This window comes from Actinacidiphila cocklensis, from assembly GCF_907177275.1.
Classification (GTDB): domain Bacteria; phylum Actinomycetota; class Actinomycetes; order Streptomycetales; family Streptomycetaceae; genus Actinacidiphila; species Actinacidiphila cocklensis.
The window spans coordinates 154,377-176,121 of sequence record NZ_CAJSLV010000092.1 but is presented as its reverse complement, the minus strand read 5'-3'; the positions used below and the strand labels follow the sequence as shown (position 1 = coordinate 176,121).

Below are 21,745 nucleotides of genomic sequence, written 5' to 3'. Positions count from 1 at the left end.
CTTTTGATGGAATTAGTGCGCCCTGTTGACACAGCCCTGCCGTCACCGTCACACTCCACGCCTGGTGGACGCGGGTAGATCTCCCAAGGCCGCGTTTGGCGTACCATCCTGCGAGGGGACGATATGCAAATCGGCAATGCACCCCCGAATACGTCCTTGATGGATCTCAGGCCCCGTCTGCGCAACGACGTGGTGTTCCTTCGCGTCGACACCGGGATTTACCTCAGAAGTTCCGAGAATTCATGCGTCCTCAGGGGCCCTGGTGCCTATGAGTGGATGTCGGTCCTCGGCCCCCGGATGACCGGCGAGTCGACGGTGGCCGAACTGTGCGAAGGTCTGGACGACAGTCGTCGCACAACCGCGGTCGGATTGATGCGCACCCTGCTCAGCAGGGGTTTCGCCCGCGCCGTCCCCACCCCGGATGTGCGCGTGCTGCCCTCCGCCGTGCTGGAGGCGTACTCGCCGCAGATCAACTTCATCGAGCATTTCATGCACGCGGACCAGCACACGCCCCAGGAGCTCTTCGCCCGGTTCCGCTCCTCCCGGGTCCTGGTCAGCGGCCCGCCCGGAGGCGTCGCGGCAGCAGCCGTACGCGGTCTGCTGCGCAACGGGCTCGCCGAGGTGTCGCTGGACGACGCCGCGTGGGGACGAGAGTTAGCCCCGGAGGCGACTCGCCTGACGGACGCCGGCACACCGGCGCGGGTCGTGGTCCTGCCCTCCACGCCCCAGGACCTGACGGACTTCGACGTCGTGGTGTGCGCGGCCGAAGGCCCGGACACCCGCGCGCTGCTCAAGCTGACCAGACGGCTGCACGGCGTTGCGGACGGTCCGCGGCTGGTGCCGGTAGTGGCCGACCCGACCCGGATGGTGCTGGGCCCGATCTCCGGCCCCGCCGAGCAGCCGTGCTGGGTGTGCGCACAGCTGCGGCTGTCCGCCACCTCCGATCCGCGGCTCAGCGCGGACTTCTGGCGCGCGCTGGCGGTCGGCGAGACCGGCGCCGGGGCCACCGGCGGCGGCGCGGTGGCGCAGTCCATGATCGGCAACGCGGTGGCGTTCGAGGTCTTCCGGCTGCGCACCGGTCAGTTGCAGGCCGACGACGAGCGGCACGCCGTGATCCAGGATCACACCACGCTGGAGTCGCAGCGCGAACGGGTGCTGCCCCATCCGGGATGTCCGACGCGGCACGGGCGGGTCGCGTCCGACGAGGTCCGGATCCCGCCCGAGGACGACAGCGATGCCTACGGCCGCGCGGCCGTTCTGGTCTCGCCGGAACTCGGCGTGCTGTCCGGATGGACCGACGAGTCGATCCGGCAGATACCGCTCAAGACCGGCCGGGTCAGGCTGGGTCCTGCCGGTTCCCTGACCGACGGTACCCGCGAGATCGCCGCGTTCGACATCGACACGGCGCTGGTCGCCCGCACCCGTGCGGTGCGGGCGGCGGTGTCCTGCTACGTCGGCCGCCTCGGTCCGGTGGGAGCACCGGACCAGGCGTCCCTGCCGCACGCCGCGGTGGTGCCCGCCGAGCGGCTGACGCTGTTCAGCGGCCTGCCCGCGACCGGGGCGGGACCGGCGGGCGGCGCGCTGCCCGCCGTGTCGCTGCACGACGCGAGCAGGTGGCTGGTGCCCGCCGCGGCCGTCCACCCGCTCTCACCGGCCAACGCCGGGCTGGTGTTCGAGCCGAGCCCCGCGGGAGCGGCGGCCGGCTGGACCGCCGAGGACGTCCAGGAGCGCGGACTGGGCTCGGCGCTGGCGCACCGCGGGCTCGCCCGCGCCATACGCGGTGACGCCCCGGCCCTGCGGCTGGCCGAGGAGTGGCTGGCCGGCGACGAGGAGGTGGCGTTCACGCTGGGCGGCCTGCGGCACATCGACCGCGTTGCGCGGGTGTACGCGCTGCCCGGCGCCGCGCCCTGCTTCGCGGTCCTCGCGGTGGTCGAGGGCGACGACGGCGCGGTCGACTGGGCGACGGGTTCGGCGTTGTCGGTGCGCAGCGCCGTACGCGAGGCCGTGCTCGACGCCGTCGGCCTCGCGGCCGGCCGCCACTACGAGGGCGCGCCCATGGACCCCGGCGACCCGCTCGTGGCGGACTTCGACCCGCGGGCGCTGGCCGAGGGCGACGCCAAGGCCGAATGGTCCTTCGAGCAGCCCGCCGTGCCGCTCTCCGCGGCCTTGGCCCGGCTGGACGCCGAGGGCATCCGCGCCCTGTTCGCCGACACCACCACGGTCGACCTGCACGCGGTCCGCGGCATGGTCACAGGCACGATCCTGCTCGCCGCGACCTAGGCGCAGCGGCGGGCTGGTCCGCGTCCCCACGAGGCGCGCCACGATTCTCGGATCATCCGTTCCGAGGTGTACGGCTCACCAACAGAAAGGATCGCCATGTCCGTTGAGCTCAAGGACGAGCTGAGCGCTCTGGAGAGCGCGACGTTCGAGATCGAGGAAATGACCGACGAGTCGGTGGAGCTGGCCTGGTCCAGCTCCAGCTGCTCCTGCTCCAGCTGCTGCTCGTGCAGCACCAGCAGCTGCTGCTCCTGCAGCAGCAGCACCAGCTGACGCAGACGGTCTGACCAGGGCGGCGGGTACCTGTGACCGGGCCGCCCACCCGTTGTGACCAGTGCGGCTGCTTGGCAGTCGGCGCAGCCGGACAGGCAAGCAGCCGCACCTTCATCTTCGTAGTGATCGACTGGGCGGACGGATGACTGTGATGTCGAACGCGGCGACCACCGCGACGGTCCTGAACGATCCCCGGGCATGGTCCGTCGACCTCGTCCGCGACCACCTGGCCGGACGCGCCGGTGCGGGCGTCACGATCGACGTCGGCGTGCTCGGCCTGCCGACTCCCGCCGCGCCCGGCCGGACACCGGCCGACGGCCTGGTCTACCCGGTGCGGCTGTACGGCGGGACCGTGCTGATGGGACCGCTGCACCGGGCCGACGGGTCGAGCCAGCCGTGCGGGCGCTGTCTGGAACGCCGCTGGCTGGCCCTGCGCCCGGTCGAGGAGCGCCGCCCGATCGAGGACGGCGCGGACTTCTGGATGGCGGGCAACGAACCCTCGCTGACACCCTTCGCCCTCGAACAGATCGCCCAGGTGGTGTCCGCCGAGACGGCAGGCGGCGAACTCGCCCCCGGCGACCGGCGGGTCGGGCGGATCGTCGAGCTGCGGACCGGCGACCTGACCGTCACCCGCCGCGATCTGATCGCCGACTCGGAGTGCGAATCGTGCGCCACCCCGGTGCCGGACACCACGCAGGGCGCGATGCTGGCCCTGGCCCCGCGGCCGAAGTCGAGTCCGACCAGCTACCGGGGCGCCTCGGCGGCGGATCTGACGCTGCCGGCCGCCGGCCTGGTCAACGAGGTGTGCGGAACGCTCGCGAGCGCGGCCCAGCGGGTCTACCAGTGCAGCGCGACCCTGCCGGTGAGCGGGTACTTCCGGGTGCGCAGCAAGTACGACTACCACGAGATGTGGTGGAGCGGTCAGTCGCAGAGCTCGGCGAGCAGCGAGCGCTACGGCCTCCTGGAGGGACTGGAGCGATACGCGGGGCAGTACCCCCGGGCCAGGGAGTCCACGGTGTACGCCAGTTACCGCGAGCTGGCGCCGGACGCCCTGGACCCCACGGCGATGGGCTCGTACTCCCCGGAGTTCTACGTCGGGCACCACGACTACTACCAGCCGTACCACCCGGACACCCCGACCCACTGGGTGTGGGGCTACTCCTACGGCGAGCAGCGGCCTGTGCTGGTGCCCGAGCAGGTGGTCTTCTACCTGGACCGCCGCCCGGACCGGAAGTTCGTGCAGGAGTGTTCCAACGGCTGCGCCAGCGGCACCAGCGCCGAGGAGGCGCTGCTGCACGGCATGCTCGAACTCATCGAGCGCGACGCGTTCCTGCTGTGCTGGTACGGCGCCGCCCGGCTGCCCGAGATCGCCCAGGAGACCTGCGCCGACGAGGAGATCCAGTTCATGCTGGACCGGGTGGCCCGACTCGGCTACCGGATGCGGCTGTTCGACATGCGGGTGGACGTCCCGGTGCCGGCCGTGATGGCCGTGGCCGAGCGGCTGGACGGCGGGATGGGCCGGCTGTGCTTCGCGGCCGGGGCGAGCCTGGACCCGGTGGAGGCGGTGCGCGCGGCGATCGCGGAGACCGCCTCGTACATCCCGGGGATGGACGAACGGGTGGAGGCGAAGCTGCCCGACCTGCGTGCGATGGCCGACGACTACAACCGGGTGCACGAACTCACCCACCACGCGCTGCTGTACGGCCTGCCCGAGATGGCGCCGGCGGTCGATTTCCTGCTGAAGACCGCGGCGCCGCCCCGTCCGATGGACGAGCTGTACGCGTCGTGGCAGTCCCAGCGGCCCGCGACCCTGGACCTGGCGGACGACGCACGGTTCGTGATCGCCCGGCTGCGCGAGGCGGGCAGCGACGTGGTCGCGGTGGACCAGACCTGCCCCGAGCAGGACGGCACCGGAATCCGCACGCTGTCCGTGCTGGCCACGGGTCTGGTGCCGATCGACTTCGGCTGGGAGCGGCAGCGCGTGCTGGACCACCCCCGGCTGCGCGCCTACCTCGACGGCGAACTGAGCGAGATCCACGGCCGCGCCGGGGGGTTCGGCCCGACCGGGCTGAACCGCAGGCCGCATCCGTTCCCGTGAGCCGCTCCCGCCAGCGACAGGCCCCGCCGAGGAAGGAGATCCGGTGTCCGAAGACCGCACGCAGATGGTGAGCGACTACGTGGAGGCCGTGTTCCGGCGCGGCCGGGAGCCCATGGAACCGGTGGGCTTCAACCCTGACTGGGCGGACCAGCCGTCCCGGCACAAGACGTACCTGGGGGTGCGGCGCTTCCCGCTGCCGGCCGGCACCGACCTGCCGCTGGCCCCCACCGCGCAGGTGCTCCTCGACGAACCGGCCGGCACCAGCGGGCCGTTGTGGACCCTCGACGCGCTGGCCGGCCTGCTGCGCCTGTCCTACGGCGTACTCGACCGCAGGCTGCGGGTGAGCTGGAACCAGGACAGCCACGTACGGGTGCTCTACCCGGAGTCGCTGTGGGGCAGGGGCACCGCCTCCGGGGGCGGGATGTACCCGCTGGAGGTGTACTGGGTGGCCGGTCCCGGCGGTCCGCTGACCCCGGGCGTGTACCACTACTCGACGGCGCACCACAGCTTCGAGCGGCTGCTCGCCGGCGACCTCACCGACGACGTGCGCGCGGCCTGCGACGGCGGGGCCGGCACGGCGGACGGTTTCCTCGTGGTGACGATGCGCTTCTGGAAGAACTCCTTCAAGTACAACAGCTTCTGCTACCACGTGGTCACGCAGGACGCCGGCGCCCTGCTGGGCTGCTGGGAACTGATCGCCCGGGGCATGGGCAGGCGGCTCGCCCGCGTGCTGTGGTTCGACGACGAACGCCTCGACCGGCTGCTCGGGCTGGACACCGAGCAGGAGAGCGCGCTGGCCGTGGTCCCGCTGTCGTTCGGGCACCCCGTGGCGCCGCCCGCCGCCGGGGCCGCGGAACCGGGGGACCGCGGTGGACTGATCGACCGGCCGAGCTACGAGAGGTCGGCGCGCATCCTCACCTTCGAGCAGATCGAGCAGGTGCACCACGCCGTCCTGGCCGACCGCCGCGCGCGCCCGGAACAGGAGGTCGCCCGCGGTCTCGTACCGCTGCCGCGGCCGGGCGAGGAGGTGGCGCTGCCCGAGCCGCTGGCGGACCGGATGGGCGGCGACCTCGGCGCGACGCTGCGCGCCCGCCGCACCAGCTTCGGCTCGTTCACCCGCTCCCGCCCGCTGGGCCTGGACGAGCTCGCGACCGTGCTGGCGGGCACCGCCTCGGGCCGGCGCTACCGCTCGGACGTGGTCCCCGACGACGTGGGGCTCACCGGCCTGTACGTCCTGGCCAACCGGGTCGCCGGGCTGCCCGGCGGCACCTACGGCTACGACGCGGACGGCCACCGGCTGCGGGTGGTGCGCGAGATGCCGCTCGCCGAGAAGCTCCAGCGCAGCTACTACCTCAGCAACTACAACCTGGAGCAGGTCGGCGCGGTGCTGGCGATCTCCGGGCGCTGGCGCAGCACGCTCGACGCCTACGGCAGCCGCGGCTACCGGGTGATCAACTCCGAGGTGGGTGCGCTGGCGCAGACGGCGTACACCGCCGCTGCCGCGCTGGGCGTCGGCTGCGGGGTGGTCCTCGGCTTCGACAACATCGCCATCGACGAGGCGGTCGGCCTCGACGACGGGGACGAGCGCACCTTCCTTTTCGTACTGCTCGGCCACGAACGCGCGGACAGCGCGGACTTCGACTACCGGCTGGTCTGAGAGGGCTGATCCGTGAACACCAGCGCGATGCCGCTGACGGCGCCTGCGGCGCCCAGCCCGACCCGGCCAGGTCACGAGACCGCGAACGTGTCGTGGCACCTGGTACCGAGGTTCATGCTGCGGGTCGGCGGGCTCCCCTTCGAGACCGCCGCCGCCCTGGCCACCCCGGCGAGCGCGGCATGGGCCGACGGCGTACTCGACGCGCGGCTGCGGCTGCGCGAGCGCGGCGCCCGGCTCGCCGACACGCTCCAGGAACGTGTGGCGCACCGCCTGGAGGACCCGGCCGCGCGCAGGACGTTGATCAACCTGCGGCGTGACGTCTTCAACCTCCGTGCCCCGCGCGGCCTGACGGCGGCCGAGGCCCATCTGCCGGCCGGTGACCTCGCCGAACTCCACGCGTGGGCCGCCGATCGGGAGCGGCACGAGGAGCTGCTGCGGACCGGCTCCGCCATCCTGGCCGAGGAGATCGCGGCGGGCCGGAGGGACTTGCGCCAGGTGGCGCTGGAGACGGACCTGCGCTCCGGCGTCCAGCTGTCGTCCCCGTCCCTGGACGAGTACCTGGACGGCTATCTGCGGCGTCCGGACGGTCCGCTCAGCAAGCGGGAACGGCGGATCGAACGGTCGCTGCTGGAGTACCTGTTCCGCACCGCGTGCAAGACCAGCCCGTTCAGCACGCTGACGGCGGTGTCCGCGGGCGTCTTCGGCGAGGCGGACGGCCGGCTTCTGGCGGCGTCGGTGAGCGGCTGGGACAAGCGCGGCAGCACCCGGCTCAACATCGCGGTCCTCGCCAGGATCTCGGACCTGCTGACCACGGCCCCCGAGGTCCGCCGGGACCTGCCGCTGCGGGCCACCAGCGGCACGCAGGTGCGCCGCGACCGGGTGCGCTATCTGCGCAAGCTGCGCGGCGCGAACGGTGACGCGGACGCGGCCGTCACCCTGGACGCGGTGCACGAGAGGCTGTTCTTCCTGCCCGGCGGAGACGCTCTCACGGATGTGCTCACGATGTTCGAGGGCGGCGCCACGCTGCGGTTCGCCGACGCGGTGCGGCGGCTGTGCGAGATGGACGCGCGGCGCCCGGAGCCCGAAGTGGAGAGGTACCTGGCCCAGTTGCTCCGGTTGGGCCTGCTCGTGGTGCCCGACCTGCACCTCGACATCCACGACCCGGACCCGGTCGGCAGCTACCAGCGGGGGCTGCGGCGGCTGGAGACGCAATGGGCCGACGAACTCGCCGTGCTCGTGGAGCGGATGGGTGCGGACGTCCTGCGGTTCGCCGAGGGGGAACTGTCCCAGCGGCGTGAACTGCTCGCGCGGGTCGGGGAGTCGGTGGCCGAGGCGCACCGCGCCCTGGGCCGCGACGACGTACCGGTGCTGCGCACCCTGGTCTACGAGGACACCACCCTGCCGGGCCTCGCGGTGACCGGCGACACCCGCACGTGGGCTCGGCAGCTCACTCCCGGCCTGAGCCAACTGGCCCGGATTCTGCCCGCGTTCGACGGCAACCTGGTGCGCAGGCTGGTCACCAGAGGCTACTTCCGGGCGCGCTACGGGGAGGGCGGGCGATGCGAGGACTTCCTGTCCTTCGCGCACCGGTTCGATCAGGACTTCTACAGCAACTACAACCAGCGGCTGATGCGCCATCAGCGTTTCGACGGCACCGACTTCCGCCCGTACGACAACTGGTTCCGGCAGGAGGAGATCGCCGGAATCGACCGCGCCCGGGCGGCCGTGGCCGAGCAGATGCGCCGACGGGGCCGCGACGCCCGCACCGCCGGAGCGGACGTCGAGCTGGACGAGGGCTTCCTGGAGACCGTGGAGGGCCTGTTGCCCCGGCCGGAGGGTCTGCGCTCGCTGTCCTTCTTCCTCCAACTGGCCGACAGCGGCGCCCAGGGCGCTGCCGGGGACGGCGTCGAAGACAGCGCCGGGGATCCCCTTGTCGTGGTCAACCGGGTCTACTCCGGGCTCACCCTGCTCTTCTCCCGGTTCGCGCACTGCTTCGAGGACGGCCTCACCGCGTCCCTGCGCCGGTCTCTGGCGGACGCCGTACCGGCGGGAGCGGTGTTCGCCGAACTGAAGGGCGGCTACGACGCGACCAACCTCAACCTGCACCCGGTCGTGACGCCGTACGAGGTGGTCTGCCCCGGCGAGACCAGTTTCCGGCCGCCGCACGAGCAGATCCCGGTGGAGGACCTGATCATCGAGCACGACGCGGCGGCGGACCGGCTGCGCCTGCGCTCACGCCGGCTGGGCGTCGAGGTGATCCCCGTCTATCTGGGATTCCTGCTGCCGATGGCGCTGCCGGAGGTTCAGCAGGTGCTGCTCAACTTCTCCTGCACCACCATGGTCCAGCTCGACCTGTGGGAGGGCACCGGCCTGCCGGACGGCGACAGCGGCGTGCTGCCCCGGGTACGGCTGGGCAACCTGGTGCTCCAGCGCAAGTCCTGGAGGTTCGCCGCCGATGACCTGCCGCCGGCCGTGGCAGGACAGCCCGACCCGCAGTGGTACCTGTCGTGGCGGGAATGGCAGCGGTCCCGCGGGCTGCCGAGCCGCGTGTTCGCCTCCCTCGGCGGCGAGCACAAACCGCAGTACGTGGACTTCGACTCGTACGCCTGCGTCCGGCTGCTGGAGACCGCGGCCCGCAAGAGCGACTCGGCGGTGGTGCTCACCGAGATGCTGCCCGGCCCCGACCACCTGTGGCTGCGCGACGGCCGGCACCGGTACGTCACGGAGCTGACCGTCCAGCTCGACGGACTCGACGCAACGGATAGGGAGCGGTGATGGACGGCGACCACGGCGGAAACGGCGGCGTGCCCCCCGGGGCGGAACAGGACGGCGACGGCTGGATCAGCCTGCACGTCTTCTACGCCGCGAACTCCAACCCGGTACTGGTGGACTGCGTGCGGCCACTGGTGTCCGGCCTGCGCGAACAAGGGCTGCTGCGTTCGTGGTTCTTCATCCGCTACTGGCTGGAGGGCCCGCACGTGCGGCTGCGGCTGCTGCCCGCCGACCCGTCGGTCGCCGACGAGGTCGCCGAGACCGCGCGGAAGGCCATCGAGGAGTTCCTGCGCGAGCGCCCCGCCTTGTACGAGGAGGACCGCAACTCCAGCCGCGACCTGTACAAGAACATGTTCCTCGCCGAATACACCCAGGAGCGCTGGGACGAACTGTACGGCGCGGACGGCGAGATGCCGTTCAGGGAGAACAACAGCGTCGCCCGCATCCCGTACGAGCGGGAGCTGGACCGGTACGGCGGCGCGGCCGGCATGGGACTGGCCGAGTGGCACTTCCAGGAGTCCAGCGAGATGGTCGTCACCCTGCTGGAGACCACGAACGTCCATGTGCGGACCGTCCTGCTCGGACAGGCATCCCAGCTGACGGCCGCCCTGTGCTTCGCCTTCCTGCACGACGAGGCGGAGGTGGCCCGGTTCCTGACCCGCTACCGCACGATGTGGGAGACCTCGTACCAGGAGCCGAGCGACGCCCAGCACGAACGCTTCGACCGCAGCTACGGCCGGATGCGGGACCGGCTGGTGCCGCGGCTGCTGCACCTCCGCGACAGCGCGCGGGGCGACAGCGCCGCCTCGCCCACGCCGCTGGAGCGCTCCTGGCTCGCCCACTGCGCCGAGCTGCGGGACAGGGTGCTCGCCCTGTCCGAAGCGGGCGCCCTCACCTTCCGCGACGGGGCCGTCCCCGCACCGCAGGACGCCCTTGCCATCGTGCTCAGCTCCTACGTCCACATGACCAACAACCGGCTCGGGGCGAGCATCCTCGACGAGATCTACCTGTCCTACGTCCTGTGCAAGGCGCTCTCCGACATGGCGCCCCAGGCGGTGGCAGGGTGAGCGGCACGGCCGAGGCGGCCGCTCCGGCCGGGGACCGGCCCCGGCTGCGTCCGGAGGTGGTGCTGGGCCCGGCCCTGCGCTCCGGGCCGAAGACCGTGCACCACGTCAAGGACGCCCGTACCGGCTGCTATTACCGGGTCGGCCCCCGCGAGCACTTCATCATGGGCCTGATGGACGGCCGGCACACCCTCCAGGACATCGGACGCGAGTACCACGACGCCTACGAGCGCAGGCTCGGGCCGGAGCACTGGCGGCAGGTGTTCACCATGCTGGGCCGCTACCAACTGCTCGACGGGTACGCCGATCCGGCGGCGCTGGACCGGCTCCGGCAGGCCCACGACGCCAAGCAGTCGGCCCGGCAGGGCTGGTCGCGCCGGAGCTGGGTGCTGCTGCGCCCCGACCGGCTGTGCGCCGCCCTCGCGAGCCGGCTGGCGTTCGCGTTCTCCGCGCCGTTCGTGACGGCCGCGGCGGTCCTGGCGGTCGTGGTCCAGCTGTTCGTGTGGGCCCATGTCGCCACCCTGGCCCACGAGGTGGGGCACCAGAGGACCTGGGCGGTCACCGTGCCGCTCTCGATGGCGCTGTTCTGGCTGCTCACCATGCTGCACGAGTTCGCGCACGGCGTGGCCTGCCGGCACTTCGGCGGCACCGTCACCGAGATCGGGGTCAGCTGGCGGTTCCCGATGCTGACGCCGTACTGCCGTACGGACGACATCGTGCTGTTCCACCGGCGCCGGGCAAGGGTGGGTACGGCGTTCGCCGGCGTTTTCGTCACCCTGCTGGCACTGGCGCCGGTCACGGCCTGGTGGCTGCTCACCGCGGACGGGTCGATCGGGCACCGGCTGGCCGCCGCGCTGCTGCTGTTCGGTAGCGGGGGGGCCGTGATGAGTCTGCTGCCGGTTCTCCGATCGGACGGTTACGTGATGCTCACGCACGCGCTGGACCTCGTCGATCTGCGCCGTGAGTCCTACCGGTTCTGGCGGCTGCGGCTGAGCCGGCGCGACCCCGCCGCCCGTGAACGGCTCGGCTCCTACCCGACCCGCGACACCCGCGCCTACGCCCTGTACGGCGCCGGCTCACTGCTCTTCCTCGTGCTTGCCTACTGCGCCCTGCTGTGGCTCTGGTTCGGCAGCCTCCAGCACTGGATCGGGCCGGTGTGGGCGGTGGCGGTGCTCGCCGCCGAGACCGCCGTGCTGATCGGGATCCTGTCCCCGGCCGTCCGCGGCCGCTCCGGCGAACGGCGGACCACCGATGCCTGACCTCGACGACCTCGTCATCCGCACCGAAGGACTGACCAAGCGCTACGGCCCGCAGACCGGCGTGTTCGGCCTCGACCTGCGGGTCCGCCGCGGTGAGGTCTTCGGATTCCTCGGCCCGAACGGGTCGGGCAAGACCACCACGATGCGGATGCTGGTGGGGTTGATCCGGCCCACGTCCGGGACCGCGACGGTGCTGGGCCACCCGGCCGGCACCCGGAGCGGCCTGAGCGGGGTGGGAGCGCTGATCGAGTCCCCGGCCCTCTACCCGCATCTGTCCGGCCGGGACAACCTGCGCATCCTCGCCGGGTACGCGTCCGCACCCGCCGACCGCGTCGGAAAGGTCCTCGAAGAGGTGGGGATGGCCGCCAAGGCGGACGTCGCCTTCCGCGCGTACTCCCTCGGCATGAAGCAGCGCCTCGCGGTGGCCGCCGCGCTGCTGAAGGACCCCGCACTGCTGATCCTGGACGAGCCGACCAACGGACTCGACCCGGAGGGCGTGGCGGGTATGCGCGACCTGATCACCGGCCTGCGCCGGGACAACCGTACGGTGCTGCTCTCCAGCCACCTGCTGTCCGAGGTGGAGCTGCTGTGCGACCGGGTGGGCGTGATCCGGCGGGGCCGGCTGGTCGCCGAGGGCACCGTGGCCGACCTGCGCCGCGACGCAGGGGAGGGCGGGCTTACTGTGACCGTCGACGCGCCGGAGCGCGCCGCCGACCTCGTGGGCCGGTTGCCGGCGGTCCGCTCCGCGACCGTCGTCGACGGGCGGCTGCGGGTGGCCGTCGATCCGCGCGAGGCGGCGACCGTCAACCGGCTGCTCGTGGAGAACGGGCTGGAGGTCAGCGAACTGCACCGGCGGGTCCTCTCCCTGGAGGACGTGTTCTTCGAGCTGGTCGAGGACCATCCGCCCACAGGACCGGAACGCGTGGAGGTGAGGGGCCGTTGAACGGTGTCCTGAGCGCGGAGCTGCTGTCGGCCCGCAAACGTCCCGGCGTGTGGATCGTCGGCGGCGCGTGGACCGTGCTGGCGGTGGGCTTCGGCATGGTCGTGCCCTACATCGTCTGGCTGGCCATCCGGAACCGGCCGGTCGGATCGTCCGGTGACCCGGAGAAGCTGATCGACGGTCTGCTGCCGGACAAGTTCCTGTCCGGCACCGTGGACCTGTACCCGCTGTTCGGCAGCGCGCTGATGCTGATCCTCGGCGCCGTCCTCATCGGCGGGGACTACCGCTGGGGAACCTGGGGCACGCTGCTGGTCCAACGGCCCAGCCGCAACGCCGCGGTCCTCGGGAAGGCCGTGGCGACGGCGGCGGCGGTGCTGTGCGTCACCGTGCTGGTGGTGGCGGCGAGCGCCGGGACGAGCGCGCTGGTCGCGGCGGCCACCGGCCGGTCGGCGCCCTGGCCGGGCGCCGCCACGCTGCTGGCCGGGACCGGTGCCATCTGGCTGGTCGCCATGGCCTCGGCAAGTGTGGGCGTCTTCCTGTCGATCCTGCTGCGGTCCACCGGCGCCGCCATCGGGGTCGGGCTGCTGTGGCTGCTCGCGGTGGAGAACCTGGTCTCCGGGCTGACCGGTCCGCTGCCCGCGCTGAAGGGGGTCCAGCGACTGCTGATCGGGCCGTGCACGGGTTCGCTGGCCACCGCCCTGGACCCGTCCGGCAAGCCCAACACCTCGGTTCCCGGCGTCGTCTCGGTCTCCGGCCCGCTGACCGCGAGCCTGGTCCTGGCCGCCTACGTGGTGATGTGCCTTTCCCTCTCCTCCTTCCTCATCTCCCGCCGCGACATCGGCTGACCCCGAGGGGCCGGCCCCGGGCACCGGGTGCTTCCCCCGGCTCGGCGATCGCTGCCGGAAGTCGGGGCGAGTCGCGTCCGGACAGGTGTCCGCCATCGCCGAGACGACGGTGCGGCCCCCTTCGCGGCGGGGCGGGTGTGGCCGCCCGCCGGCAAGGAGCACCTGCCGGCCCGCAGCGAGGCGGTTCGGGCGATCGCACTCGTCGCCCCGGGCAACACGGCGGCCGGGGCTGGGGTCTGGGCGCGGTGACGGCCATCTCGCCACCAAGGGCGGACCTGGCCCGGGAGGGTGCCCACGGACGGTCCCGAGTGGAGCCCGCGCCAGGACGGACGATCGAGCGTACGGCTCGACACGACGACACCGTTCGGTGTCATGGCCGGGTTCGCGGCCGGGGAGGCAGGGCCTAGCCTGAGGGCGGTGAAGCAGGCAGGCGCGGGAAAGGTGATCGTCGATGACGCCCCTGGGCACCGAGGACCCGAGGTCCATAGGTGACTACACCCTTCTCGGTCGGCTCGGAGCGGGCGGCATGGGAGTCGTCTACCTGGGCGTCTCCCCTTCGGGACGGCAGGTCGCGGTCAAGTTCGTGCACGGGCCGTATGCCCAGGAGGAGGAGTTCCGAACGCGCTTCCGGCAGGAGGTCGCTGCAGCGCGCAGAGTGAGCGGGGCCTTCACCGCGCCTGTCGTGGACGCCGACCCGGACGCCGACCGGCCGTGGATGGCGACGCTCTACGTACCGGGACCCACTCTTGCCGAAGTCGTGAAGAAGGACGGCCCGCTGAGCCCGCGGGAGCTGCGTGGCCTGGGGCTGGGGCTCACCGAGGCGCTGCGCGACATCCACCGGGCGGGCCTGGTCCACCGGGACCTCAAACCGGCCAACGTCCTGATGTGCGAGGACGGGCCGCGCGTCATCGACTTCGGCATCTCGCGCACGTCCGACAGCCAGAAGCTCACCATGACCGGGCAGATGATGGGCACTCCGCCCTTCATGTCGCCGGAGCAACTGGCCTCTCCCCGGGATGTCACCCCGGCATCGGACGTGTTCTCGCTGGGGTCGCTGCTGGTGTTCGCGGCCGTCGGAACAGGACCGTTCGACGCCGACAGCCCGTACATGACGGGCTACCAGGTGATGTACGAGACCCCGGACCTCGAAGGGGTGCCCGAAGCGCTCCTGGACATTGTCGAGCGCTGCCTGGACAAGGACCCTGCCGCACGGCTGGAACTGGCGGATCTGCACCGCATGCTCCAGGCGCTACCGGAATCCGACGCCCCCGCGCCCGCGCAGGCCAGGGACTCCGCGAACCGCCGCCCCCGCCCCGCTCCTCGGAACGCGGGCACCACCTCCGCGACCGTCGCGCCGGGCACCCGCAGGCGACGCCGGGCACGGACGCTGCTCACCGTCGTCGGAGCGGCGTTGGCTGTAACGGGGCTGTTCGTCGGGGGAAGCGTCTACGTGTTGGGCCGGCACACCGCCACCGCCTCCCACACCGCCCCCACGCCCACAGCCTCCCGCACCACCGCCACCGCCCGTGCCGCGTCGCTGCCCGGCGGCTGGCGGCCCTGGAAGACGAACCTGCGGTACGACGTGAAGGGTGTCGGTCTCGACTACGACAGCACCGGATGCGTCGCAGCGGGAACCGCCCTGTTCTGCGGTGGTACGGGCTTCACCGTCGCCAGGGTCGACGCCGCCTCCGGCCGCGTCCTGTGGCGGAGCGGCACCCGCCCTCAGAACGCTCGACCGATCGGAGTTCGCGACGGGCTCGTCTACGCGTACGAAGTTCGGGACTCGGGGACCAGGCGCGTGGTGGCCCTCGACGCCGGTACCGGACACCAGCGGTGGCAGCACGACATCAGCACCACCCAGGAAGCTGTCCTGTACGACGGCGGACTGCTGACCATGTCCACCGACTCGGCGTTCGTCGTCTACGGGCCTTCCGGCAAGGAGCTGTGGGAGGCGCCCTCGCTGGACGAGTACTGCACTGCGTCGGCGCTGGGAGGCGCCTCCTATGCCCTCTGCTCGGCCGGCACCGAGCCCGGCAAGGGCCCGGTCGACCTGGAGAAGCTCGGACCCGGCAGCCTCACGGAGATCGCCACACTGCCCACGGGGGCGGAGGCGCTCGGCGTTTTCGGCGGACAACCCGTCTTCCTCGCCCCGCAGACCACGAAGGAGGTGTACGAAGCCGGATACGAGCGGCCGTACAACGCCATACTGCGGGTGGACCTGGAAACCGGGCGGGTCAGACGGATAGCGCTGGCACATCCGCTGACCGGCACAGCCACCCTTGTGGACGGCGTCGTCTACTTCGTCCGATCCAACGGGTCGGTCACCGCGGTGTCGGCGGACAGCGGCAGACAACTCTGGCAGAAGGCCACGGACATGGAGTACCTGTCCGTGCCCGCGGTGTCAGCGGCATACAAGCGGGTGTACTTCTCCAACCGCTTCGGCCGCCTCCTGGCGCTGGACAGCCGCACCGGAGGGGAGGTCTGGCGCACTCCCGCCCTGGACGACACCGGGGACAAAGCAGTGAACATCCCGCCGAGCGTGCTGCTCGTCAAGGACGCGATCGTGGCGACGGCCGGCGACACGGCCTTCTCCCGGAGCCCGGGCGGGCCTGCTTCCTGACCCGCCGATCCGGAGCCGGGCCACCGCGTCAGCCTGTACAAGGACAATGCCCACCGGTTCGAACGGGCCCGGACCGGGCTGCTGTACGGCGAATGGCTGCGCCGCGCCCACCGCCGGTCCGACGCCCGCCGCCACCTTCGCGCCGCGCTGGAGGCCTTCGAGCGACTCGATGCCAAGCCATGGCCGCGAGGCTCCCGCACGTCGAAGTGCGGCACAGTGTCGAGTAGTTCGCCATGAGGCCCGCCCCCAACCCCGGGGGCCGGGACGCCGGATGGGAACGCAGCGGAATGGAGCGGAAGGTATGAGCACACTCACCCGCGAGATGCTGGAGTCCGTATTCGCGCCGGAGGAACTGCTCACCGCACCGCAGAGCATTCTGGGACCGGTCGCGAACGCGGACGCGGCGGAGGTGCTGAGCACCCTGGGGATCCCGCACTGGGAGAACCCGTGGTTCGACATGGACGACAAGATCGGCACACGCCTTGAGCCGATCACCGACTGGGACTGGCGGCTCCCCGACCGCTACGAGCACATTCCGCCCGGTGCGGACCACTGGATCGGCCTCGGGCTCGTCCCCTACGACGACCTCGCGTTCGACCCGGCGACCGGCGAGGTCTTCTGCCTTCCCGACGACGCCGAGATCTACCGGATCAACAGCAGCCTGCGGGCGTTCGTGCACTTCCACTACCTGCTCAAGTCCACGAAGCCGGAGTGGGATTTCAACGGCAGCAGGACCGCCGATCCCGAAATGCTGCGCCTGCGCCTGCGGGAGGCGATGGCCGAGGTCGACCGGAGCGCGCTGGAGATCCCTGACTCGTGCTGGCCCCGGCTCCTCGACCACATCGTGAACCCGGAGGTGCTGTGACCCCGAACGGCCTCCGCCCCCAAGACGTCCGCCGGAGCCGCTGCGACGCCGGCTTCGATCTCCGCGACGGTGATGACGCTGAGGAAGCGGTTGGGGCGCGCAGTCGAGCGGAGCCAGGCCACGACCCGGGGGTCAGGCCGAAGGCGGGCGGTGAGCTCCGCCACGACGTTCGTGTCGAGCAGGTAGATCACCGATCGCCTGCCTGATCGTCGTCGTAGGAGCGCCCGCCGAATTCCAGCTCTTCGAAGGGGCTGGACAGCAGGAACTCCTCGAAGCCATCCGTAGCCAGCTGAACCCACCGGTTGAGCATCTCCGGCAGCGCCTCGAGCTCGGTGTCAGCGAGTTCCGCGTCGAAGTGCCTGGCCTGGTCCTCCGGCAGGGACTCCCGGATGTCGCGGATGGTCCGCAACGGATGGGCCGACGTCGCAGACCCGGGCGAGCGCGGAACGCCGCCAGATGCGCGGCCGGCCGGCGCCGGCCGGCCTTCGCGACCTGCGAGGATCGACGACACGAGCCGGTAGCGTGACTGAGAGGCGAGTGAGGTCACCCACTGTCAGCACAGGAGACCTGCGGTCGAATTTTGCCGCGCCTCGCGTCGAAATCCCAGGTCAGCGGCATGACGGCGGTCGTCCCCTTCAGAAACCGTGCCGACAACCGCAGCAAACCGGATGAACGTAGGCTCATACTGAGTCATGACAAAGCCTCCTGCGCCCAAGCGTCGCCTGCCTACCAGCCCCTTCAAGGCAGCGGCCACGCCGGCCCCCAAGCACTTCGCCACGAGCGACCAGGTCACACATGACGTGTACGGCCTCGGCCGGGTAGTCGGCGTCGAGGACGGTGTCGCGGCGCTCGTGGATTTCGGCTCGGAGCAAATGCGGATCTTGAGCCCGTACGTCAAGATGACCAAGCTGTAGGACCGCTGTGCCCGGACACGGGCGCACCGGACCCGTTCAGGACCCGTAACGAAGGAGATACCTCTCATCGATCCGACCTCGCTGTTCTCCGCCCTGGAAGGCCAGCCCCGCTGTTCCGCCGCAGCATCGCCGCCTCCGAAGACGAACCCTTTCCAGGCTCCGGACCTCGGGGAGGACGAAACCTTCCCGCACGAAGAAGCAGGGGAAGCAGAGGACGCGGAGGGGCCTGCCTGGAGCATGTCGGGGTTCAGGACACCGCGTGGGGGGACGGGTCGGGCTGGTCGGCCATCAGGTGGTCGATGAGCGCGAGGAGTACGTCCCTGCCGGACGTACGGTCGCGGGCGTCGCAGAGGACCAGCGGGACGCCGGGGTCCAGGTCGAGGGCCGCGCGGATCTCCTGGGCGGTCCGGTCCCTGACGCCGTGGAAGCAGTTGACGCCGACGACGAAGGGCACACCGCGGCTCTCGAAGAAGTCGATCGACGCGAAGCTGACGTCCAGCCTGCGGGTGTCGACCAGGACGATCGCGCCCATCGCCCCGTCGACCAGGTCGTTCCACATGAACCAGAAACGTTCCTGCCCGGGGGTGCCGAAGAGGTAGAGGACGAGCTCACCGTTGATGGTGATGCGCCCGAAGTCCAGCGCGACGGTGGTGGTGGACTTGCCGTCCACCAGCTCCAGGTCGTCCACGCCGATGCCGGCATGGGTCAGGTACTCCTCGGTGTGCAGAGGGGCCACCTCGCTCACCGCGCCGACCATGGTCGTCTTCCCGACTCCGAAACCGCCGGCGATGAGGACCTTCACCGCCAGCGGATCAGCGCCTCCGTGATCAGAGTTCGCGTAGTCCATCCCGCACCGCCTCAAGAATCGTTCTGTCGCGGAGGCCGCCGTCCCCGCGCAGGACCCGTGGCGGCCTGGCCCGGACCTGCTCGGCGTCGATGAGGTCGCCGATGAGGATCTTCGTCAGTGACACCGGCAGGCCGAGCCCGGAGGCGATCTCGGCGACGGCGGTGGGGCGCCGGCACAGGGCGAGGATCGTCCGGTGCTCCGGCTGCCACCTGCCCGGACCGCGACCGGTCTGGGCAGAGGCCTCGGGAACGGTTGCCACCAGGGTGATCAGCGTCAGGCCGTGCCGCTCGGGAGCGGTCCTTCCGCCGGTGATCGTGTAAGGACGGACCAGGGGCTCGTCGGCATCGTCGTCGTCGAACTCCTCGGTCCAGTGCTTCATCCGTGCCCGCCCGCAGCCTCGGGCTGCGAATCTCGCGGGTCGGCGCCCAGCTTCTGGCCGACCTGCTGGACCATGGTGTGCATGGCGACGCTCATCAGCTCGGCGTCGACCTCCTGGGAGGCGACCACGGCCAGGTGGGTGCCGTGGCCCGCGGCGATGACGAACAGCCACAGGTCGGCCATCTCGACGATGACCTGGTGGACCGGTCCGCCGCTGAAGAGCTGCCCGACACCACGGGCCAGGCTCTGCTGGCCGGTGGCGATCGCGGCCAGCCGCTCGGCGTCCGAGCGGTCGACGGTCCGCGACCGGCTGATCACCAGGCCGTCGTTCGACAGCACGACGGCGTGCCGGGTGCCCGCGACCTGGTCGACCAGGCCGTCGAGAAGCCAGTCCAGGTCCGCGTCGGTACCGGTGGTTCGCTGCGTCATTCTCGATCTTCCCTCGTAGCAGAGCCGACTTCAGGGAGGCCGTCCAGCCCGGGCCGAAGGGCGCTGTCGGCCTTCCGTGCCCTGCGGGACTCCCTCTGGAACGCGCCCACGACGGCACCGGACCGGCTGGGCGGCCCGTCCGTGCCCCGGGTCTCCTGACCACCGTGTCCGGCCTCGTCCGCCGGGACCCTGAGCTCGGCGGCCAGGCTGGCCTGGCGCACCCGCTGGGGCAGCGGCTGGACGCCGGTGGACCCGTACGCGTCGCCCCGTTCCCGCGACGGGGCCGCGGTGACGTGTGCCATCGCGTGTCCTCTGGAGCGGACGGGCAACTTCCCGTCCGCTGCTGCGGGTGACCCGCCACCGGCCTGGGCCTGCGGCGGATGGGGCCGCGGACCGGTGGGGCGCACGTCGGCCTGCGCCGGGCGCACGGCCGGCCGCGGCACCTCGGCCGGGCGGCCCACCACCAGCGACTCCGGGAGCAGAACGATGACGCGGGTGCCGCCGAAGGCGGACGGCCGCAGTTCCACCTGGAGGTCCAGGCCCTTGGACAGCCGGGCGACCACGTAGAGGCCGAAGCGCACGTCTTCGGCGTGGGTCAGCACGTCGAGCTGCGGTGGCGACTCCATCAGGGCGTTGGCGGCGGCGTACTGCGCGGGCACCATGCCCAGGCCCCGGTCCTCGATCTCCACGGCGACGCCCCTGCTGACCCGCGCCGCCCGCACCTCGACGGGGGTCGGCGGCCTGGAGAAGGCCGCGGCGTTCTCCATCAGCTCGGCGATGATGTGGACCAGTGGTCCCACCGCACGCTCGGCGACCCAGGGCTCGTCCTCGACCTCGACCTCGATACGGCGGTAGTCCTGGACCTCCCCCTGCGCGGCGCGCAGCACGTCGAGCAGGCGTACGGGCCTGCGCCAGCGGCGCTGCGGAAGCCCGCCGCCGAGGATCACCAGGTTCTCCTCGTAGCGGCGGAGGCGCGCGGTGAGGTGGTCCAGGTCGAACAGGCCCTCCAGGACCTCCGGGTCCTCGTGCTTGTTCTCCAGCTCGTCCAGCTTCTTCAGCTGGAGGCCGATGAGGATCTGGGTGCGGCGGGCGATGCGCTGGAGCAGGCGCTCGAAGCCGCGGTGCTGCTGGGCCTGCCGTACGGCGGTGGACACGGCGCTGCGACTGGCCAGGTTCAGTGCCCTGCCGAGCTCGCCGAGCTCGTCGGGGGTGGGTTCGAGCAGCCGGATCTCCGCGTCGACGTCCACGTCCTCGCTGCGCTCCAGCCGGGCGACGACGTCCGGCAGCCGTGTCTGGAGCTCCTGGGCCTCCTCCCGCAGTCCGAGGATGCGCCGGCGCAGGACCACGGTGAGCCGCCAGCTGGTGGCGACGACCAGGGCCAGCGCGAGGAGTCCCGCGACGCCGAGACCGATGAGGAGGGTCCGCAGGTGCCGGACGCTGTCGGCCGCGACCCTGGTGTCGCTGTCGGCCCGGATGGCGACGATCCGCAGGAGTTGCGGCTGGACCTTGTCCACCGAGGTGCGCCAGTCGGCGCGCGTGCGGGCGAACTCCTGGCGGTCGCTTGCACTGCCGGCTCCGGCGGCGACCAGCTGCTCCTCCACCGCTTTCTTGTTCTGCCACGCCTTACTGGTCGTCAGTGCCCGGTAGGTGCTGCTCTCTTCACCGGTGAGGAAGGGGGCCACGCGCGACTGGAGGAGGTACTCCTGGGTCCCGATGGCGTCGATGAGTCCGTCGCGGGCTTCGGTCGTCAGATGGGCGGTCCTCCAGCCGCGGGCGAGGAGGGCGTCTTCGCGGCCGATCATGTCCATGGCCGAGAAGAGATCGACCAGTGACTGCGACAGTGCGGCCGTGTCGCCGTTGCTGCTGTGGGTGAGCGCGGTGAGCAGGCCGAGGAGCGAGTCCAGGGCCTCGCTGTAGTAGTCGAAGGCCTGCTGCTCGCTGGACGTGGCGGCGTCCACCGCCTTGCGCTGCTCGGCGAGCGCGTCGAGGCTCTGCTCGGTATCGGCGATGCCTGCGGCGAGCCCCTTCTGCCCGTGGGCCGTGTCCAGGTGCACGAGCGTCCGGGCGTCTCGCACGGCCCGGTCGGTCACCGCACGCTGCGCGGCGAGACTGCCCCGGTTGGCGGCGCCGGGGTCGGCCTGCACGTCAGCGGTGAGGCGACGCTCCTGCTCGAGGTCCAGCAGGAGGGTGACCGTCACGTTGCCGACGGCGACGCCCAGGTTTCGCTGCGCCTTCTCCGCCTGCCACTGGGTGAGCAGCTGGTACGTGCCCAGCCCCCACAGGAGGGACAGGCCCAGGCCGGGTACGAGCACGAGAATGATCAGCACCGTGCGAAGCGGCAGCCGCCGAACAGATCCAAGGTGCCCCGCGGGACGACCGGTCGCCTTCGATGGCCCGTTCTCGCCAGTCGGACTCCCCGGCTTTCGCCGCCCGAGACGGCCCAATCCGGTCACCTTCGGGACACTCTCCTCGCCGTACGACGCAACCCCGACGACATAACGTCAAGT

At 71.6% G+C, this 21,745-nt stretch carries 17 protein-coding genes; 12 read left to right on the top strand and 5 right to left on the bottom strand.

Features of this window, described 5'->3' with window-relative positions:
- The first annotated feature begins 276 nt into the window (after window positions 1-276).
- The 11 genes from NFU81_RS33115 to NFU81_RS33060 all read left to right on the top strand — a co-directional run bounded on the left by NFU81_RS33115 (window position 277) and on the right by NFU81_RS33060 (window position 16,670).
- Window positions 277-2,280: a TOMM precursor leader peptide-binding protein gene (locus tag NFU81_RS33115; RefSeq protein ID WP_251498553.1), complete on the top strand. Its 2,004-nt coding sequence runs from the start codon at window positions 277-279 to the stop codon at window positions 2,278-2,280.
- A gap of 96 nt (window positions 2,281-2,376) precedes the next feature.
- Entirely contained in the window at window positions 2,377-2,550 is a 174-nt protein-coding gene (locus NFU81_RS33110) for a hypothetical protein (RefSeq protein ID WP_018560191.1), read from the top strand.
- 151 nt (window positions 2,551-2,701) lie between these two features.
- The gene (locus NFU81_RS33105) at window positions 2,702-4,648 is read left to right on the top strand and encodes a TOMM precursor leader peptide-binding protein (protein ID WP_251498551.1); all 1,947 of its coding nucleotides are present in this window, start codon (window positions 2,702-2,704) and stop codon (window positions 4,646-4,648) included.
- A gap of 43 nt (window positions 4,649-4,691) precedes the next feature.
- On the top strand, window positions 4,692-6,305 hold the full coding sequence (locus NFU81_RS33100; RefSeq protein ID WP_251498548.1) for a SagB family peptide dehydrogenase: 1,614 nt from the start codon (window positions 4,692-4,694) through the stop codon (window positions 6,303-6,305).
- Window positions 6,306-6,317: 12 nt separating this feature from the next.
- Complete coding sequence (locus NFU81_RS33095) at window positions 6,318-9,080, top strand: lantibiotic dehydratase (RefSeq protein ID WP_251498545.1); 2,763 nt, start codon at window positions 6,318-6,320, stop codon at window positions 9,078-9,080.
- Window positions 9,080-10,144, top strand: coding sequence for a thiopeptide-type bacteriocin biosynthesis protein (locus tag NFU81_RS33090; RefSeq protein WP_251498542.1), 1,065 nt, complete (start codon window positions 9,080-9,082; stop codon window positions 10,142-10,144). Before NFU81_RS33095 ends, NFU81_RS33090 begins: the two co-directional genes overlap by 1 nt.
- The gene (locus NFU81_RS33085) at window positions 10,141-11,400 is read left to right on the top strand and encodes a DUF3267 domain-containing protein (RefSeq protein ID WP_251498539.1); all 1,260 of its coding nucleotides are present in this window, start codon (window positions 10,141-10,143) and stop codon (window positions 11,398-11,400) included. Before NFU81_RS33090 ends, NFU81_RS33085 begins: the two co-directional genes overlap by 4 nt.
- Window positions 11,393-12,343: an ABC transporter ATP-binding protein gene (locus NFU81_RS40895; protein WP_274036800.1), complete on the top strand. Its 951-nt coding sequence runs from the start codon at window positions 11,393-11,395 to the stop codon at window positions 12,341-12,343. Before NFU81_RS33085 ends, NFU81_RS40895 begins: the two co-directional genes overlap by 8 nt.
- The gene (locus NFU81_RS33070) at window positions 12,340-13,185 is read left to right on the top strand and encodes an ABC transporter permease (RefSeq protein WP_251498536.1); all 846 of its coding nucleotides are present in this window, start codon (window positions 12,340-12,342) and stop codon (window positions 13,183-13,185) included. Before NFU81_RS40895 ends, NFU81_RS33070 begins: the two co-directional genes overlap by 4 nt.
- A 451-nt stretch (window positions 13,186-13,636) precedes the next feature.
- On the top strand, window positions 13,637-15,805 hold the full coding sequence (locus NFU81_RS33065) for a protein kinase domain-containing protein (RefSeq protein WP_251498534.1): 2,169 nt from the start codon (window positions 13,637-13,639) through the stop codon (window positions 15,803-15,805).
- A gap of 301 nt (window positions 15,806-16,106) precedes the next feature.
- Complete coding sequence (locus tag NFU81_RS33060; protein WP_251498532.1) at window positions 16,107-16,670, top strand: SUKH-4 family immunity protein; 564 nt, start codon at window positions 16,107-16,109, stop codon at window positions 16,668-16,670.
- A 187-nt stretch (window positions 16,671-16,857) separates the two neighbouring features.
- Here NFU81_RS33060 and NFU81_RS33055 read toward each other — a convergent pair whose 3' ends face one another.
- A complete protein-coding gene (locus NFU81_RS33055; RefSeq protein ID WP_251498530.1) occupies window positions 16,858-17,181 on the bottom strand; it encodes a hypothetical protein in 324 nt (107 codons plus the stop codon).
- Window positions 17,182-17,362: 181 nt separating this feature from the next.
- On the opposite strand from NFU81_RS33055, the gene NFU81_RS33050 reads away from it, so the two are divergent.
- On the top strand, window positions 17,363-17,584 hold the full coding sequence (locus NFU81_RS33050; protein WP_251498529.1) for a hypothetical protein: 222 nt from the start codon (window positions 17,363-17,365) through the stop codon (window positions 17,582-17,584).
- A gap of 247 nt (window positions 17,585-17,831) precedes the next feature.
- Here NFU81_RS33050 and NFU81_RS33045 read toward each other — a convergent pair whose 3' ends face one another.
- From NFU81_RS33045 to NFU81_RS33030, 4 genes are read right to left on the bottom strand one after another with little or no spacing between them, the layout of a single operon-like run.
- Window positions 17,832-18,431, bottom strand: a complete 600-nt coding sequence (locus tag NFU81_RS33045) for a GTP-binding protein (protein ID WP_251498527.1) — start codon at window positions 18,429-18,431, stop codon at window positions 17,832-17,834.
- A complete protein-coding gene (locus tag NFU81_RS33040; RefSeq protein ID WP_251498525.1) occupies window positions 18,412-18,810 on the bottom strand; it encodes a DUF742 domain-containing protein in 399 nt (132 codons plus the stop codon). Before NFU81_RS33040 ends, NFU81_RS33045 begins: the two co-directional genes overlap by 20 nt.
- Window positions 18,807-19,238, bottom strand: coding sequence for a roadblock/LC7 domain-containing protein (locus NFU81_RS33035; protein ID WP_251498524.1), 432 nt, complete (start codon window positions 19,236-19,238; stop codon window positions 18,807-18,809). The genes NFU81_RS33040 and NFU81_RS33035 overlap by 4 nt, the downstream gene beginning before the upstream one ends.
- Window positions 19,235-21,565 carry a sensor histidine kinase gene (locus NFU81_RS33030; RefSeq protein WP_251498522.1) on the bottom strand — a complete coding sequence of 777 codons (2,331 nt, stop codon included), beginning with the start codon at window positions 21,563-21,565 and terminating at the stop codon, window positions 19,235-19,237. The genes NFU81_RS33035 and NFU81_RS33030 overlap by 4 nt, the downstream gene beginning before the upstream one ends.
- Window positions 21,566-21,745: the final 180 nt, after the last annotated feature.